General features: G+C 69.9%; 11 protein-coding genes and 1 pseudogene. 7 read left to right on the top strand and 5 right to left on the bottom strand.

Annotation, left to right across the window (positions count from 1 at the left end; genetic code table 11):
- The first annotated feature begins 89 nt into the window (after positions 1-89).
- Genes BTE28158_RS00170 through BTE28158_RS00155 form a run of 4 tightly spaced genes read left to right on the top strand, consistent with a single transcriptional unit; the run spans position 90 to position 3,779 of the window.
- On the top strand, positions 90-1,037 hold the full coding sequence (locus BTE28158_RS00170; protein ID WP_059607960.1) for a carbohydrate ABC transporter permease: 948 nt from the start codon (positions 90-92) through the stop codon (positions 1,035-1,037).
- Positions 1,034-1,885: a carbohydrate ABC transporter permease gene (locus tag BTE28158_RS00165; protein WP_151051482.1), complete on the top strand. Its 852-nt coding sequence runs from the start codon at positions 1,034-1,036 to the stop codon at positions 1,883-1,885. The genes BTE28158_RS00170 and BTE28158_RS00165 overlap by 4 nt, the downstream gene beginning before the upstream one ends.
- Positions 1,882-2,610 (top strand): HAD family hydrolase, encoded by a 729-nt coding sequence (locus BTE28158_RS00160; protein ID WP_124900984.1) that lies wholly within the window; start codon positions 1,882-1,884, stop codon positions 2,608-2,610. The genes BTE28158_RS00165 and BTE28158_RS00160 overlap by 4 nt, the downstream gene beginning before the upstream one ends.
- Positions 2,611-2,669: 59 nt before the next feature.
- Complete coding sequence (locus BTE28158_RS00155; protein ID WP_151052022.1) at positions 2,670-3,779, top strand: ABC transporter ATP-binding protein; 1,110 nt, start codon at positions 2,670-2,672, stop codon at positions 3,777-3,779.
- A gap of 13 nt (positions 3,780-3,792) precedes the next feature.
- On the opposite strand, the pseudogene BTE28158_RS00150 reads toward BTE28158_RS00155, so the two are convergent.
- The 5 genes and pseudogenes from BTE28158_RS00150 to BTE28158_RS00130 all read right to left on the bottom strand — a co-directional run.
- Positions 3,793-3,986 (bottom strand): annotated as a pseudogene (locus tag BTE28158_RS00150) (LysR substrate-binding domain-containing protein); the annotation flags it as partial.
- 20 nt (positions 3,987-4,006) lie between these two features.
- Positions 4,007-5,029 (bottom strand): sugar-binding transcriptional regulator, encoded by a 1,023-nt coding sequence (locus tag BTE28158_RS00145; RefSeq protein ID WP_174919604.1) that lies wholly within the window; start codon positions 5,027-5,029, stop codon positions 4,007-4,009.
- 37 nt (positions 5,030-5,066) lie between these two features.
- The gene (xylB, locus tag BTE28158_RS00140) at positions 5,067-6,548 is read right to left on the bottom strand and encodes a xylulokinase (protein WP_124621446.1); all 1,482 of its coding nucleotides are present in this window, start codon (positions 6,546-6,548) and stop codon (positions 5,067-5,069) included.
- A gap of 101 nt (positions 6,549-6,649) precedes the next feature.
- On the bottom strand, positions 6,650-8,044 hold the full coding sequence (dalD, locus tag BTE28158_RS00135; RefSeq protein ID WP_059607969.1) for a D-arabinitol 4-dehydrogenase: 1,395 nt from the start codon (positions 8,042-8,044) through the stop codon (positions 6,650-6,652).
- Between the two features lie 157 nt (positions 8,045-8,201).
- Entirely contained in the window at positions 8,202-9,113 is a 912-nt protein-coding gene (locus BTE28158_RS00130) for a LysR family transcriptional regulator (protein ID WP_059607970.1), read from the bottom strand.
- A gap of 99 nt (positions 9,114-9,212) precedes the next feature.
- Between BTE28158_RS00130 and mdlC the strand changes: the two genes are divergently transcribed.
- From mdlC to BTE28158_RS00115, 3 genes are read left to right on the top strand one after another with little or no spacing between them, the layout of a single operon-like run.
- The gene (mdlC, locus tag BTE28158_RS00125) at positions 9,213-10,829 is read left to right on the top strand and encodes a benzoylformate decarboxylase (RefSeq protein ID WP_174919602.1); all 1,617 of its coding nucleotides are present in this window, start codon (positions 9,213-9,215) and stop codon (positions 10,827-10,829) included.
- A gap of 29 nt (positions 10,830-10,858) precedes the next feature.
- The gene (locus BTE28158_RS00120; protein ID WP_174919600.1) at positions 10,859-12,310 is read left to right on the top strand and encodes an aldehyde dehydrogenase family protein; all 1,452 of its coding nucleotides are present in this window, start codon (positions 10,859-10,861) and stop codon (positions 12,308-12,310) included.
- A gap of 13 nt (positions 12,311-12,323) precedes the next feature.
- Positions 12,324-13,268 carry a ketopantoate reductase family protein gene (locus tag BTE28158_RS00115; protein WP_151050092.1) on the top strand — a complete coding sequence of 315 codons (945 nt, stop codon included), beginning with the start codon at positions 12,324-12,326 and terminating at the stop codon, positions 13,266-13,268.
- Positions 13,269-13,460: the final 192 nt, after the last annotated feature.

Raw genomic sequence — 13,460 nt, 5'->3', positions numbered from 1 at the left:
GTGCGCGCTGCCGCGCACGGTGCACGTCGCCGAAGCAGACAGGGCGGGCGGCCATTCGCGCCCGCGCCTCAACCGGAGGGACTCCGATCATGCGTCATTTGCGTCTTCCCCTGAGCCACGCGCCGTCGGTCGGCGATGCGTCGTCGCCGCCGGGCGCGCCGCGCCGCGCGCGCGGCGGCGCCAGCTGGCTGGTGTCACCGTCCGTCGCGGTGCTGCTGCTGTGGATGTCGATCCCGCTCGCGATGACGATCTGGTATTCGTTCTCGCGCTACAACCTGCTGAACCCGGACGTGAAGGGCTTCGCCGGGTTCGACAACTACCGCTTCCTCGCGACCGATCCGTCGTTCCTGCCCGCGATCTGGCACACGCTCGTGCTGATCGGCGCTGTGCTCGCGATCACCGTGGTCGGCGGCGTGCTGATGGCCGTGCTGTTCGACCGCAAGTTCTACGGGCAGGGCGTGGCGCGCCTGCTCGTGATCGCGCCGTTCTTCGTGATGCCAACGGTCGCCGCGTTGATCTGGAAGAACATGATCCTTCATCCGGTGTACGGGCTCGTCGCGAACGCGATGCGTGCGTTCGGGATGACGCCGATCGACTGGTTCGCCGACTACCCGCTCACCGCCGTGATCATCATCGTCGCCTGGCAGTGGCTGCCGTTCGCGTTCCTGATCCTGTTCACCGCGATCCAGTCGCTCGACCAGGAGCAGAAGGAAGCCGCGCGCATCGACGGCGCGGGCCCGATCGCGATGTTCTTCTACATCACGCTGCCGCACCTGAAGCGCGCGATCGCCGTGGTCGTGATGATGGAGACGATCTTCCTGCTGTCGATCTTCGCGGAGATCTACACGACGACGGGCGGCGGCCCCGGCAACGCGACGACCAACCTGTCGTACCTGATCTATGCGCTTGGCCTGCAGCAGTTCGACGTCGGCCTCGCATCCGCGGGCGGGATCATCGCCGTCGTGGTTGCGAACGTCGTGTCGTTCTTCCTGGTGCGGATGCTCGCGCGCAACCTGAAGGGAGAGTACGAGAAATGAGCGACCTGACCTTCGAAGGCCGGCGCGCGCCGGCCCCGTTCGACCGCGTGCGGCGCGCGCTGCCCGGCACGCTCGCATGGCTGCTCGCGCTGCTGCTGTTCTTCCCGATCTTCTGGATGGCGATCACCGCATTCAAGACCGAGCAGCAGGCGTATGCGTCGACGCTGTTCTTCATGCCGACGCTCGACAGCTTCCGCGAGGTGTTCGCGCGCAGCAACTACTTCGCGTTCGCGTGGAATTCGGTGCTGATTTCGGCTGGCGTCACGGTGATCTCGCTGCTGTTCGCGGTGCCGGCGGCCTACGCGATGGCGTTCTTCCCGAACCACCGCACGCAGAAGGTGCTGCTGTGGATGCTGTCGACGAAGATGATGCCGTCGGTCGGCGTGCTCGTGCCGATCTACCTGCTGTGGAAGAACGCGGGGCTGCTCGATACCGTGTCGGGCCTGGTGATCGTCTACACGCTGATCAACCTGCCGATCGCGGTCTGGATGACCTTCACGTACTTCAACGAAATCCCCAAGGACATCCTCGAAGCGGGGCGCATCGACGGCGCGTCGACGTGGCAGGAGATCGTCTACCTGCTGATGCCGATGGCGCTGCCGGGTCTCGCGTCCACCTCGCTCCTGCTCGTGATCCTGTCGTGGAACGAGGCGTTCTGGAGCATCAACCTGTCGAGCTCGAACGCCGCGCCGCTGACCGTGTTCATCGCGTCGTACTCGAGTCCGGAGGGGCTGTTCTGGGCGAAGCTGTCCGCAGCTTCGTTGCTGGCCGTCGCGCCGATCCTGATCGTCGGCTGGCTGTCGCAGAAGCAGCTCGTGCGCGGGCTCACGTTCGGGGCGGTCAAATGAGCGCGGCCGGCGAAGGCATGGGCGGAAAAGGCGCGGTCGGCCACGGGATGAACGTGCTGATCTGCGATTGCGACGGCGTGCTGATCGACAGCGAGGCCGTCGCCGCCGACGTGATCGTGCGCGAGCTGGACGCGCGCTGGCCGGGCGTCGACGCGCGGCCGGCCGTGATGCCGCTGCTCGGGCTGCGCATCGAGCGCGTGCTGGCCGGCGCGAGCGAGGCGGTCGGCCGCACGCTGACGGCGGGCGACGTCGACGCGATCCGCCGCGCGGTCGAGGCGGCGGCCGTCAACGCGCCGATGGTCGACGGCATCGATGCGGCACTCGCCGCGATCGGTCTGACGACGGCATGCGCGAGCAACAGCTACCGCGCATACGTCGAGGCGGCGCTCACCCGCACCGGCCTCGCGCGCTTCTTCGGCGACCGGCTGTTCTGCGCGGACGCCGTCGCCAGGCCGAAGCCCGCGCCCGACGTGTATCTCGCGGCCGCACACGCGCTCGGCGCGGTGCCCGCGCAATGCCTCGTCGTCGAGGACAGCGTGACCGGCATCACCGCGGCCGCCGCGGCCGGCATGACCGTGCTCGGCTTCATCGGCGGCGGGCATGCGTCGGCCGCGCAGATCGACGCGCTGCGCGGGATCGGCGCGCGTCACGTATTCGACGACATGCACGAGCTGCCCGGCTACGTCGCGCGCTGGCAGGCGACGGGTGCCGTGCTGCCGAACTAACCTGGCAAGATTGCGCGCCGCGTCGAACGCGGCGCATCACGAACGAACGGAGACAGATCATGGCAAGCGTGCTCCTGCGCAACATCGCGAAGCGCTACGACGACACCGAAGTGCTGCGCAACGTGAACCTCGACATCGCCGACGGCGAATTCGTCGTGTTCGTCGGGCCGAGCGGCTGCGGCAAATCCACGCTGATGCGGATGATCGCCGGCCTCGAGGACATCTCGGGCGGCGACCTGCTGATCGACGGCGCGAAGGTCAACGACGTGCCGAGCGCGAAGCGCGGCATCGCGATGGTGTTCCAGTCGTATGCGCTGTACCCGCACATGACGCTATACGACAACATGGCGTTCGGCCTGAAGCTCGCCGGCGCGAAGAAGCCCGAGATCGACCAGGCGGTGAAGCAGGCCGCGAAGATCCTGCACATCGATCACCTGCTCGACCGCAAGCCGAAGCAGCTGTCGGGCGGCCAGCGACAGCGCGTCGCGATCGGCCGCGCGATCACGCGCAAACCGAAGGTGTTCCTGTTCGACGAGCCGTTGTCGAACCTCGACGCGGCGCTGCGCGTGAAGATGCGGCTGGAATTCGCGCGGCTGCACGACGAGCTGAAGACGACGATGATCTACGTGACGCACGACCAGGTCGAGGCGATGACGCTCGCCGACAAGATCGTCGTGCTGTCGGGCGGCGCGGTGCAGCAGGTCGGCACGCCGAACGCGCTGTACCACGCGCCGGCGAACCTGTTCGTCGCAGGCTTCATCGGCTCGCCGAAGATGAACTTCCTGAAGGGCACCGTCGAGTCGGTCGATGCGACTGGCGTGCTCGTGCGTTTCGACAGCGGCGAGACGCAGCGCGTCGCGGTCGAGGCGGCCGGGTTGCAGCGCGGTGCGGCAGTGACGGTCGGCGTGCGGCCCGAGCACCTTCTGGTGGACACGGCGGCCGCGGGCGTTGCCGCGCGGACGATGGCCGTCGAGTCGCTCGGCGATGCCGCGTATCTGTATGCGGAGTCGGCGGTCGCGCCCGACGGCCTGATCGCGCGGATTCCGCCGCTCGACACGTATCGCACCGGCGAGGCGCTGCACGTGCACGCGCAGGCCGAGCACTGCCATCTGTTCGACGAGCACGGGCAGGCGTTGCGCCGGCTGAGCGCGCACGCGAAGGCGGCGTGACGGTCGACTTCGGTCAGAGGTGCAGGTGCGCGGCCATGTAATCGACGAATGCGCGCAGCTTCGGCGTCGGATGGCGGCCTGACGGCCACAGCGCGTAGAACGGCGTGCGGCTCGCGACGTGTTCGTCGAGCACCGCGCGCAGCGCGCCGTCGTCAAACTGCGCACGAAGAATTCGGGCAGGCATGCGTTTCCGGCGCCGCGCGCGGCCTGAATGTTCGACTGCGGCGTCAGTCCGCCTTCGCGTCGAGCGCGGCGCGCGCGCAGGTCTCGTCGGTGACGAGCCCCGACAGCCAGCCGCCGCGCAACGCGGCGATCACGGCGTCGCGCTTCTTCGGGCCGCCGGCGAACGCGATCGTCGGGCGCTTCGGCGGCGTGTCGAGCGCGACGCTCGTGACGCGCGCGCTGGTCGACACGTCGACCAGCTTGCCCTGCGCATCGATCGGCACGCCGAGCAGTTCGGCCACCGCGCCGCGCGCGGTCATCTCGTCGCGTTCCTGTTCGGTGATGAAGCCGTCCTCGTAGAGCGGGCAGTGCGGGCCGATGTTGCCGATCCCGACGAACGCGACGTCGGCCTGCGCCGACAGCGCGTCGACGATCCGGTACAGCCGATGATTGCACCATTGCGCGCGCTCGGCGTCGCTGTCGGCGAACAGCGGCGCGGGCAGCAGGAAGTGCTTGCCGCCGGTTTTTTCGGAAATGTACTGCGCGACGTCGTAGCGGTTCGACGAACCGTCGGCCGCGATCGCGCCGACCATCGACACGAGCCGGTGCTGCGGCCGCTCGATCTGCGCGATCTGCGCGACCACGGCCTTCAGCGTCCGGCCGCTGCTGACGGCGATCACCATCGGTCGCGTCTCGTTCAGGTAGCGCTCCATCACCTGCGCGCCGGCGACTGCGAGCTTGCGGTCGATCGCTTCCGGCGCGTCGGCATCGACGGGCACGACTTCGCACATCGCGAGCCCGTAGCGCTTCGACAGCTGCGCGCCGAGGTCGAGACAGTCGGCGAGCTGATGATCGACGCGCACGCGGATCAGATTTTTCTCGACCGCGAACGCGACGAGGCGCTGCGCGACCGGGCGCGACACCTGCAGCTTCTCGGCGATTTCGTTCTGCGTGTCGCCCGCGACGTAGTAGAGCCACGCGGCACGCGTGGCGAGATCGAGTTTTTCTGAGGACTTGGACACGATAGCGGTTTGGTTCGGATCTGGGCCGGCCGTCGGGCGGCCCAACGGGCATCCACTGTAACGCATGCCGGGTGAGCGGCCGACGGCCGCTGCGCGTCGCCGCTTACGCGAGCCGCGCGCGCGACGGTTCGTAAAGCGGGCGCACGTGGCGATACAGCGCGCGGAACGCGTCGAGGCGCTCGCGCAGCAGCGTATGACGGCCGGCATCGGGCGCGTATTCGGCGCGCACCGGCGGCTTGGTCAGCACGGCATGCGGATCGCCGCCGACGGCGAGCCAGCCCAGGCGTGCGGCGCCGAGCGCCGCACCGGTTTCACCGCCACCATGCTGGCACGTGCGTACGTTCAGTGCATCGGCGATCAGCTGCGCCCAGAACGCGCTGCGCGCGCCGCCGCCGATCAGCGACAGACGGTCGGTTTCGACGCCGGCCGCATGCAGCGCGTCGAGGCCGTCCGCGAGGCCGAGCGTCACGCCTTCGAGCACCGCGTAGCCGAGGTGCGCGCGTTCGGTCGCATGCGTCATCCCGAAGAACACGCCCTGCGCATAAGGATCGTTGTGCGGCGTGCGTTCGCCGGACAGGTAGGGCAGGAACAGCGGCGCCGTCGCGAGCGCGTCCGCGTCGAGCGCCTCGATTTCGGCGAGCAGCGCCGGCTCGTCCGTGCCCGTCAGCTTGCAGACCCAGCGCAGGCAGCTCGCGGCCGACAGCACGACGCTCATCAGTTGCCAGCGATCGGGAATCGCGTGGCAGAACGCATGCACGGCCGATGCGGAGTTCGGCATGAAGCGGTCGCCGACCACGCTCAGCACGCCCGACGTGCCGAGCGACACGAAGCCGTCGCCCGCGTGGATCGCGCCGATGCCGAGCGCGCTGGTCGCGTTGTCGCCGCCGCCGCCTGCCACCACGACGGCCTCCGACAGCCCAAGCTCGCGCGCGAGATCCGCGCGCAGCGTGCCGGACGGCGCGTTGCCTTCCACGATGCGCGGCATCTGCCCGCGCGTCATGTCGCACGCGGCGAGCAGCGCGTCGGACCAGTCGCGGCGCGCGACGTCGAGCCACAGCGTGCCGGCCGCGTCGGACGGGTCGGACACCTTCGCGCCGGTCAGACGGAAACGCAGGTAGTCCTTCGGCATCAGCACGCACGCGGTCGCCGCGAACACGTCGGGCTCGTGCTTCGCGACCCACAGCAGTTTCGGCGCGGTGAAGCCGGGCATCGCCAGGTTGCCGGCCAGTGCATGCAGATCGGGGGCGCGTTCGGTGAGCAGCGCGCATTCGTCGGCGCTGCGCATGTCGTTCCACAGGATCGCGGGGCGCAGCACGCGGTCGTCGCGGCCGAGCAGCACCGCGCCGTGCATCTGGCCCGACAGGCCGATCCCGCGCACCTGCGCGAATGCCTGCGGATGCCGTTCGCGCAGCGCCGCGAGCGCGGCGAGCGTGCCTCGCCACCAGTCCTCCGGATGCTGTTCCGCCCAGCGCGGGTGCGGCCGCGACACGCTGAACGGCGTGCCCGCGGTGCCGACCACCGTACCGTCCGGGGCAAGCAGCAGCACCTTCACTTCCGAGGTGCCGAGGTCGATGCCGAGATACATGAGCGATCCGTTCCGTCAGTGGGGAGCCGCTACTTTAGCCGCACGCATGCGCACCTGCCAACGCAGGTTCGCCCGGATGCGCGGCCACGGGCCGTCCCGCTTCAGCGCTGCGCGAGCCATGCGTCGACGCGGGCGAGCCCGGCGCGCAGTGCTTCGAACAGCGCCGCGTTGCCGGCGAGCGAGCCCCACAGCGCGCGGCTTGCGCACAGCGCGACGACCGGGTCGTCGGCTTCGACGATCGCGCGCGCGGCACCGTCGTCCATCACGCCGTCCTGGTACGCATACGGCAGCAAGCCTCGCGCCCAGCGTTCGAGAAAGCGCAGGAACAGCGCCGGCAACACGGCGGTGGCGACCGGCGCCGCGCCGCGTGCGAGCGATTCGACGAACGTCGGCGCGATGAAGCCGGGAATCTTCGAGAAGCCGTCGGCCGCGACGCGCTGGTTCGTGTCGAGCACGTACGGGTTGCCGAAGCGTTCGAGCACGACGTCGCGGTAGCGTTCGAGATCGAGCGGGCTCGGGCTGAGACACGGGATCACGTCCTGCGTCACGTAGTCGTGCGCGAACCGGCGGATCGCCGCGTCGTGCGTGCCCTCGTGGATGTATGTGTAGCCCGCGAGCGTGCCGGCCCACGCGATGCAACTGTGCGTCGCGTTGAGGATGCGGATCTTCGCTTCCTCGTACGGGTGCACGTCGTCCACCAGCTCCGCGCCGGCCAGCTCCCAGCGCGGCCGGCCGGCCGCGAAGCGGTCCTCGATCACCCACTGGATGAACGATTCGCCCATCACCGGGCATGCGTCGTCGACGCCGGTGGCCGCGCGCACGCGCTCGCGCACGTCGGCGGTCGGGCGCGGCGTGATGCGGTCGACCATCGCACTCGGCGTCGCGACGTGCGCATCGAACCACGCGAGCAGGCCGTCCTCGCCGCGCCGTTCGAGGAATTCGCGCATGCCCGCGCGAAAGCGCGCGCCGTTGTTGCGCAGGTTGTCGCAGCTCTGCAGCGTGAGCGGGCCCGCGCCGCGCTTCACGCGCTCGGCAAGCAGCGCCGCGAGCGCGCCGTACAGCGTCGTGCGCGCGCCCTGCAGGTCGGCCGCGAGATCGGCGTTCGCGAGGTCGAGCCGGTTGTGTTCGTCGAGGTAGTAGCCGCCTTCGGTCACGGTGAACGACACGATCCGGCATGCCGGGTCGGCGCCGGCGTCGATCAGCGCGGCGAGGTCGATCGACCACGGCAGCACGCGCGAGATCGCGCGGACCGTCTCGTATGCGCGCTCGCCCTGCGGCGTGACGGTCTCGAGCGTGTATTCGCCGTGCTGCGCGGCGAGCGCGTCCATCGTCGCGCGCATGTCGTCGCGGATGTTGCCGACGGTCAGCGACCAGCGTTCGTCGGCCGGCACGGCCGCGTTCACGCGATGCAGATACCACGCCTGGTGCGCGCGGTGGAAAGAGCCCGCGCCGATGTGCAGCAGCACGGGCGCGCGGGCGGAGGACGATTCGCTCATCCGGTGTCTCCTGTTCGTGCCAGTCTTTCCTGTTGAATACGATCATTTGCTCTTCGTGTGAGCGAATGATCGTATTCGGGCGAACGAAAGTCAAGGCGGGACACGGCATTTCGATGGTGCGCTGCGGCGGCGCGCGCGGCGCGAAAGGGGAGCGGTATCAGCGGCCTTCGCGTGTGAGCGCGACGAGTTCGTCGAGCAGCTTGCCGGCCGGCCCCGGCAGGATCCCGTGGCGGCGCCGGAACGCGGTGAGCGTGCGCACCGCGACGACCTCGCGCACCGGCAGCGTGTCGATTGTGCCGGCGCGCTGTTCGGCGCCGTACATCGGTTCGGCCATCCAGCTCAGGAAGCCCGCATGCGCGACGAGGCTCTTCAGCGTCGTGACCGAGCGTGTCTCGACCGCGATGTCGGGCAGGGCAAGCCCGTGCGCGTCGAAGGTTGCGCGCATGTGGTCGAACGGCGCGGTGCCGCGCGGCGGAATCGCCCAGCGCGCGTGCAGCGTGTCGGCGAGCGTCGGCGCGCGGCCGAGCGCGCGCAGCGGATGGTGCGGCGCCGCAACGATATGGCTGCGATCTTCCCAGCGGCACTCGGGAATCGCGACGATCTCGTCGGTGTCGGGCCCGTGCGCGGACAGCGCGAGATCGATCTCATGCTTGTTCAGCCCTTCCGCGAGCCGATCCCACACGCCTTCGAGAATCTCGACACGCAGGTTCGGCCAGCGGTCGAGCACGCGGCCGACCGCGACCGGCAGCACGAGGCTCGCGATGCTGCCCACCGCGCCGACCTTGATCGTGCCCTTCGCGAAGCCGCGCATCGCGTCGAGCTCCTCGCGCGCATGCTCGGCCTCGTGCTGGAGCAGCGTCGCGTGCGGCAGCAGCGCCTCGCCGAACGCCGTCAACTGCACGCCTTTCGAATGGCGCTCGAACAGGGGCGCGCCGACCTGGTCCTCGAGCCGCTTCAGGATCCGGCTCAGCGCCGGCTGGGTCACGTGCAGCGCGTCGGCCGCGCGGCCGAGGCTGCCGCACGCGACGATGGTCGTGAATGCCCGCAATTGCCGGAGATCGAAAGTCATGCCGAACCGTAATGGCTTTTCGCAAAAAATACAGTATCCGTGAATGGCTCGCGCTTCGATACTGTGGAAACCGCCAAGCCACCGAGGAGACGCCCGAGCATGTCCGGCACCCCGTCCCATTCCGCCACACCGGCCGCCCCGATCACCGTCCGCGATGCCGTCATCGACCTGTTTCGCCAGTTCGGCATCGATTGCGTGTTCGGCAATCCTGGCTCGACCGAGCTGCCGATGTTCCGCGATTTCCCCGCCGATTTCCGCTACGTGCTCGGCTTGCAGGAGGCCGTCGTGGTCGGGATGGCGGACGGTCATGCGCAGGCCACCGGCAATGCGGCGGTCGTCAACCTGCATTCGGCGGCCGGCGTCGGCAACGCGATGGGCAACCTGTTCACCGCGTTCAGGAACCGCACGCCGCTGATCGTCACCGCGGGCCAGCAGGCACGCGCGATCCTGCCGTTCGATCCGTTTCTCGGCGCGACGCAGGCCGCCGAGCTGCCGAAGCCGTACGTGAAATGGAGCATCGAGCCCGCGCGTGCGCAGGACGTGCCGGCCGCGATCGCGCGGGCGTACCGGATCGCGATGCAGGAGCCGCGCGGGCCGGTGTTCGTGTCGATCCCGGTCGACGACTGGGACCAACCGGCCGAGCTGCTGCCGCGCCGTGACGTGAGCAGCGTCGTGCGGCCCGATCCCGATGCGCTCGCGCGGCTCGGCGACGCGCTCGATGCCGCGCGGCGTCCCGCGCTGGTGGTCGGCGCGGCCGTCGATCGGGCCGGTGCGTGGGACGACGTCGTGCGGCTCGCCGAGCGGCACCGGGTCAGCGTGTACGTCGCGCCGATGTCGGGGCGCTGCAGCTTTCCCGAGGATCATCCGCTGTTCGCCGGCTTCCTGCCCGCGATCCGCGAGAAGATCGTCGCGCGGCTCGACGGGCACGACCTCGTGTTCGCGTTCGGCGCGCCCGCGTTCACCTATCACATCGAGGGCTGCGGCCCGCACGTGCCGCCGGGCGCCAAGCTCGTGCAGCTCGTCGACGATCCCGGCATCGCCGCATGGACGCCGTCGGGCGACGCGGTCGTTGGCAACCTGCGGCTCGCGGCACGCGATCTGCTGGCCCGGCCGGCGCCGCGCGAGCGGCCGATGCCCGCGCCGCGGCCGATGCGCCCGCGCGCCGAAGCGCCGGCCGCCGGCGAACGGATGTCGGTGGCATTCGCGCTGCAGACGCTCGACGACGTGCGCGACGCACACGACATCGTCGTCGAGGAAGCGCCGAGCGCGCGACCGGTGATGCAGGCGCACCTGCCATTCACGCGCAGCGGCACGTTCTACACGATGGACAGCGGCGGGCTCGGCTACGGGATGCCGGCCGCGGTTGGCGTCGCGCTCGCGCGGCCGGGACGGCGCGTGATCGGGCTGATCGGCGACGGGTCGAGCCTCTATTCGATCCAGGCATTGTGGAGCGCCGCGCAGCTGAAGCTGCCGATCACGTTCGTGATCCTGAATAATCGGCGCTATGCGGCGCTGCAGGATTTCGCGCCGGTGTTCGGCTTCGGTCCTGACGATCCGGTGCAGGGCACCGATCTGCCCGACCTGGATTTCGTCGCGCTCGCGCAAGGGATGGGGTGCCGCGGCATCCGCGTCGCCGATGCCGCTCGCCTGCACGAAACGCTGACCGACGCGCTGCGCGCCGATACGCCGGTCGTCGTCGACATCGAAGTTGCCTGACGCGCGTTGCGCGTCCTTCCGGAGAATCCATGCAAACCGTATCGATGCTGATCGGCGGCGAACGCCGCCAGTCGTCCAGCGGCGCGACCTTCGTGCGCCGTAACCCACTCGACGGCGAAGTCGCGTCGGTCGCGCCCGCGGGCACGGTCGACGATGCGCGCGCGGCGGCCGACGCGGCCGCTCGCGCGTTTCCTGAATGGGCCGCGCTCGGCCCCGGCGCGCGCCGCGCGCTGCTGCTGAAGGCTGCCGCCGCGCTCGAGGCGAAGCACGAGCAGTTCGTCGCCGCGATGGCGGCGGAAACCGGCGCGTCGGCGCTGTGGGCAGGCTTCAACGTGCACCTTGCCGCGAGCGGGCTCGTCGAGGCCGCGTCGCTGACCACGCAGACCGGCGGCGAGCTGATCCCGTCCGACGTGCCCGGCTCGCTGGCGATGGGCGTGCGGCAGCCGGCCGGCGTGGTGCTCGGCATCGCACCGTGGAACGCGCCGGTGATCCTCGCGGCCCGTGCGCTCGCGCTGCCGCTCGCTTGCGGCAACACGGTCGTGCTGAAGGGCTCCGAGCTGTGCCCCGTCACGCACGGGCTGATCGTCGAGGCGCTGCAGGAGGCCGGGCTGCCGCCGGGCGTCGTCAACTTCGTGACGAACGCGCCTGAAGACGCGGGTGCCGTCGTCGATGCGCTGATCGCACATCCGGCCGTGCGCCGCGTGAATTTCACCGGCTCGACGCGCGTCGGGCGAATCGTCGCCGAAGCGTGCGCGCGTCATCTGAAACCGTCGGTGCTCGAACTCGGCGGCAAGGCGCCGTTCGTCGTGCTCGACGATGCGGATCTCGATGCGGCGGTCGCGGCGGCCGCATTCGGCGCATTCGCGAATTCCGGACAGATCTGCATGTCGACCGAGCGGATCGTCGTCGATGCGTCGATCGCCGACGCATTCGTCGCGAAGCTCGCCGCCAAGGCCGCGTCGCTGCCGCTCGGCGATCCGCGCCAAGGGCCGGTCGTGCTCGGTTCGCTGATCGACATGAAGGCCGTCGAGCGCTGCAACGCGCTCATCGACGACGCGCTCGCGCACGGCGCGACGCTGCTGTGCGGCGGCAAGTCGGACAGCACGCTGTTCCCGGCGACGCTGCTCGATCACGTGACGCCCGCGATGCTGATCTACGCGGAGGAGTCGTTCGGGCCGGTGAAGGGCATCGTGCGGGTCGACGGCGAGGCGGCCGCGATCCGCTGCGCGAACGACAACGCGTTCGGGCTGGCTTCGGCCGTGTTCAGCCGCGACGTCGCCCGCGCGATGCGGGTCGCGGCGCGCATCGAATCGGGCATCTGCCACGTGAACGGCCCGACCGTGCACGACGAGGCGCAAATGCCGTTCGGCGGCGTGAAGGACAGCGGCTTCGGCCACTTCGGCGGCAAGGCCGGCATTGCCGCGTTCACGGACCTGCGCTGGATCACCGTGCAGACCGCGCCGCGCCAGTATCCATTCTAAGAGGCCGCCGACGATGAAGATTGCGATTCTCGGTGCCGGTGCGATGGGCTCGCTGTTCGGGGCGCTGCTGGCGGAGCACGGCGAGGCCGTCACGCTGATCGACGTGAACGATGCGCATCTCGATGCGATCCGGCGCGACGGGCTGCGCATCGACGACGATCGCGGCGAACGCCGCATCCGCGCGCTGCAGGCCGTCCGGCCAGAAACGGCGAATGCGCAGGCAAGTGCATCGCCCGACATACCGTTCGATCTGCTGATCGTTTTCACGAAATCGCTGCACACGCGTGCGGCGCTCGAAGGCGTGCGCGCATTACTGACCTCACGTACGTACGTGCTGACGCTGCAGAACGGCCTCGGCAACGTCGAGACGCTGAACGCGTTCGTGCCGCTCGAACGGATTCTGGTCGGCGTCACGACGTGGCCGGCCGACTTCGCCGGCGCCGGACACGTGCGCTCGCACGGTGCCGGCGCGATCCGCATGATGACGGCCGACGGCGCGGCGCGCCCGTTCGCGGCGGCCGTGGCCGACACGCTGTCGCGCGCCGGGCTCGCGTGTTCGCTCGATGCCGACGTGTGGGCCGCGATCTGGGAAAAGGTCGCGTTCAACGCGGCGCTCAACACGCTGTGTGCGGCGACGGGCTGCACGGTCGACCAGCTCGGCCGCGAACCTGACGGCCCACGGCTCGCGCTCGCGATCGCGGCGGAGACGGCCGCCGTCGCGCGCGCGAAAGGCATCGCGGTGGACGGCGAACGCATCGCGCGCAACGTCGAGCATGCGATCCACGCGCATCGCGGCCATCGACCGTCGATGCTGCAGGACGTGCTCGCGGGCCGCCGCACCGAGATCGACGCGATCAGCGGCAAGGTCGTCGCGGCCGCGCGTGAGATGGGTATCGCGGTGCCGCATACCGATACGCTGCTCGCACTCGTCAGGCTGATCGACGCGCGGCGCGACTGAGCATCACGCCGGCGGCGGGCTTGCGCCGCATGACGATACGGCCGCGCCGCATGCAGCCGATGTCGCCGGATCGGGTTGGATTGGACAAGACGCGGGGGCGGCGCCGATGCACGGACGCCGACCGACCCTGCAGTACGAGATCCGGGCACGCGCAAGCGCCAGCCCGGGCAACTGGAGACGCCATGAAAGTCA

The organism is Burkholderia diffusa (genome assembly GCF_902499115.1).
Classification (GTDB): domain Bacteria; phylum Pseudomonadota; class Gammaproteobacteria; order Burkholderiales; family Burkholderiaceae; genus Burkholderia; species Burkholderia diffusa.
The sequence above is the reverse complement of the archived record's forward strand: the minus strand, read 5'-3'. Positions and strand labels throughout refer to the sequence as shown.

Bases quoted from the DNA above. Each gene is read 5' to 3' on its own strand.
- xylB (WP_124621446.1), bottom strand. From the start codon at position 6,548: ATGTATCTCGGCATCGACCTCGGCACCTCGGAAGTGAAGGTGCTGCTG.
- BTE28158_RS00120 (WP_174919600.1), top strand. From the start codon at position 10,859: ATGCAAACCGTATCGATGCTGATCGGCGGCGAACGCCGCCAGTCGTCC.
- BTE28158_RS00160 (WP_124900984.1), top strand. From the start codon at position 1,882: ATGAGCGCGGCCGGCGAAGGCATGGGCGGAAAAGGCGCGGTCGGCCAC.
- dalD (WP_059607969.1), bottom strand. From the start codon at position 8,044: ATGAGCGAATCGTCCTCCGCCCGCGCGCCCGTGCTGCTGCACATCGGC.
- BTE28158_RS00115 (WP_151050092.1), top strand. From the start codon at position 12,324: ATGAAGATTGCGATTCTCGGTGCCGGTGCGATGGGCTCGCTGTTCGGG.
- BTE28158_RS00130 (WP_059607970.1), bottom strand. From the start codon at position 9,113: ATGACTTTCGATCTCCGGCAATTGCGGGCATTCACGACCATCGTCGCG.
- BTE28158_RS00165 (WP_151051482.1), top strand. From the start codon at position 1,034: ATGAGCGACCTGACCTTCGAAGGCCGGCGCGCGCCGGCCCCGTTCGAC.
- mdlC (WP_174919602.1), top strand. From the start codon at position 9,213: ATGTCCGGCACCCCGTCCCATTCCGCCACACCGGCCGCCCCGATCACC.
- BTE28158_RS00145 (WP_174919604.1), bottom strand. From the start codon at position 5,029: ATGCGTTACAGTGGATGCCCGTTGGGCCGCCCGACGGCCGGCCCAGAT.
- BTE28158_RS00170 (WP_059607960.1), top strand. From the start codon at position 90: ATGCGTCATTTGCGTCTTCCCCTGAGCCACGCGCCGTCGGTCGGCGAT.
- BTE28158_RS00155 (WP_151052022.1), top strand. From the start codon at position 2,670: ATGGCAAGCGTGCTCCTGCGCAACATCGCGAAGCGCTACGACGACACC.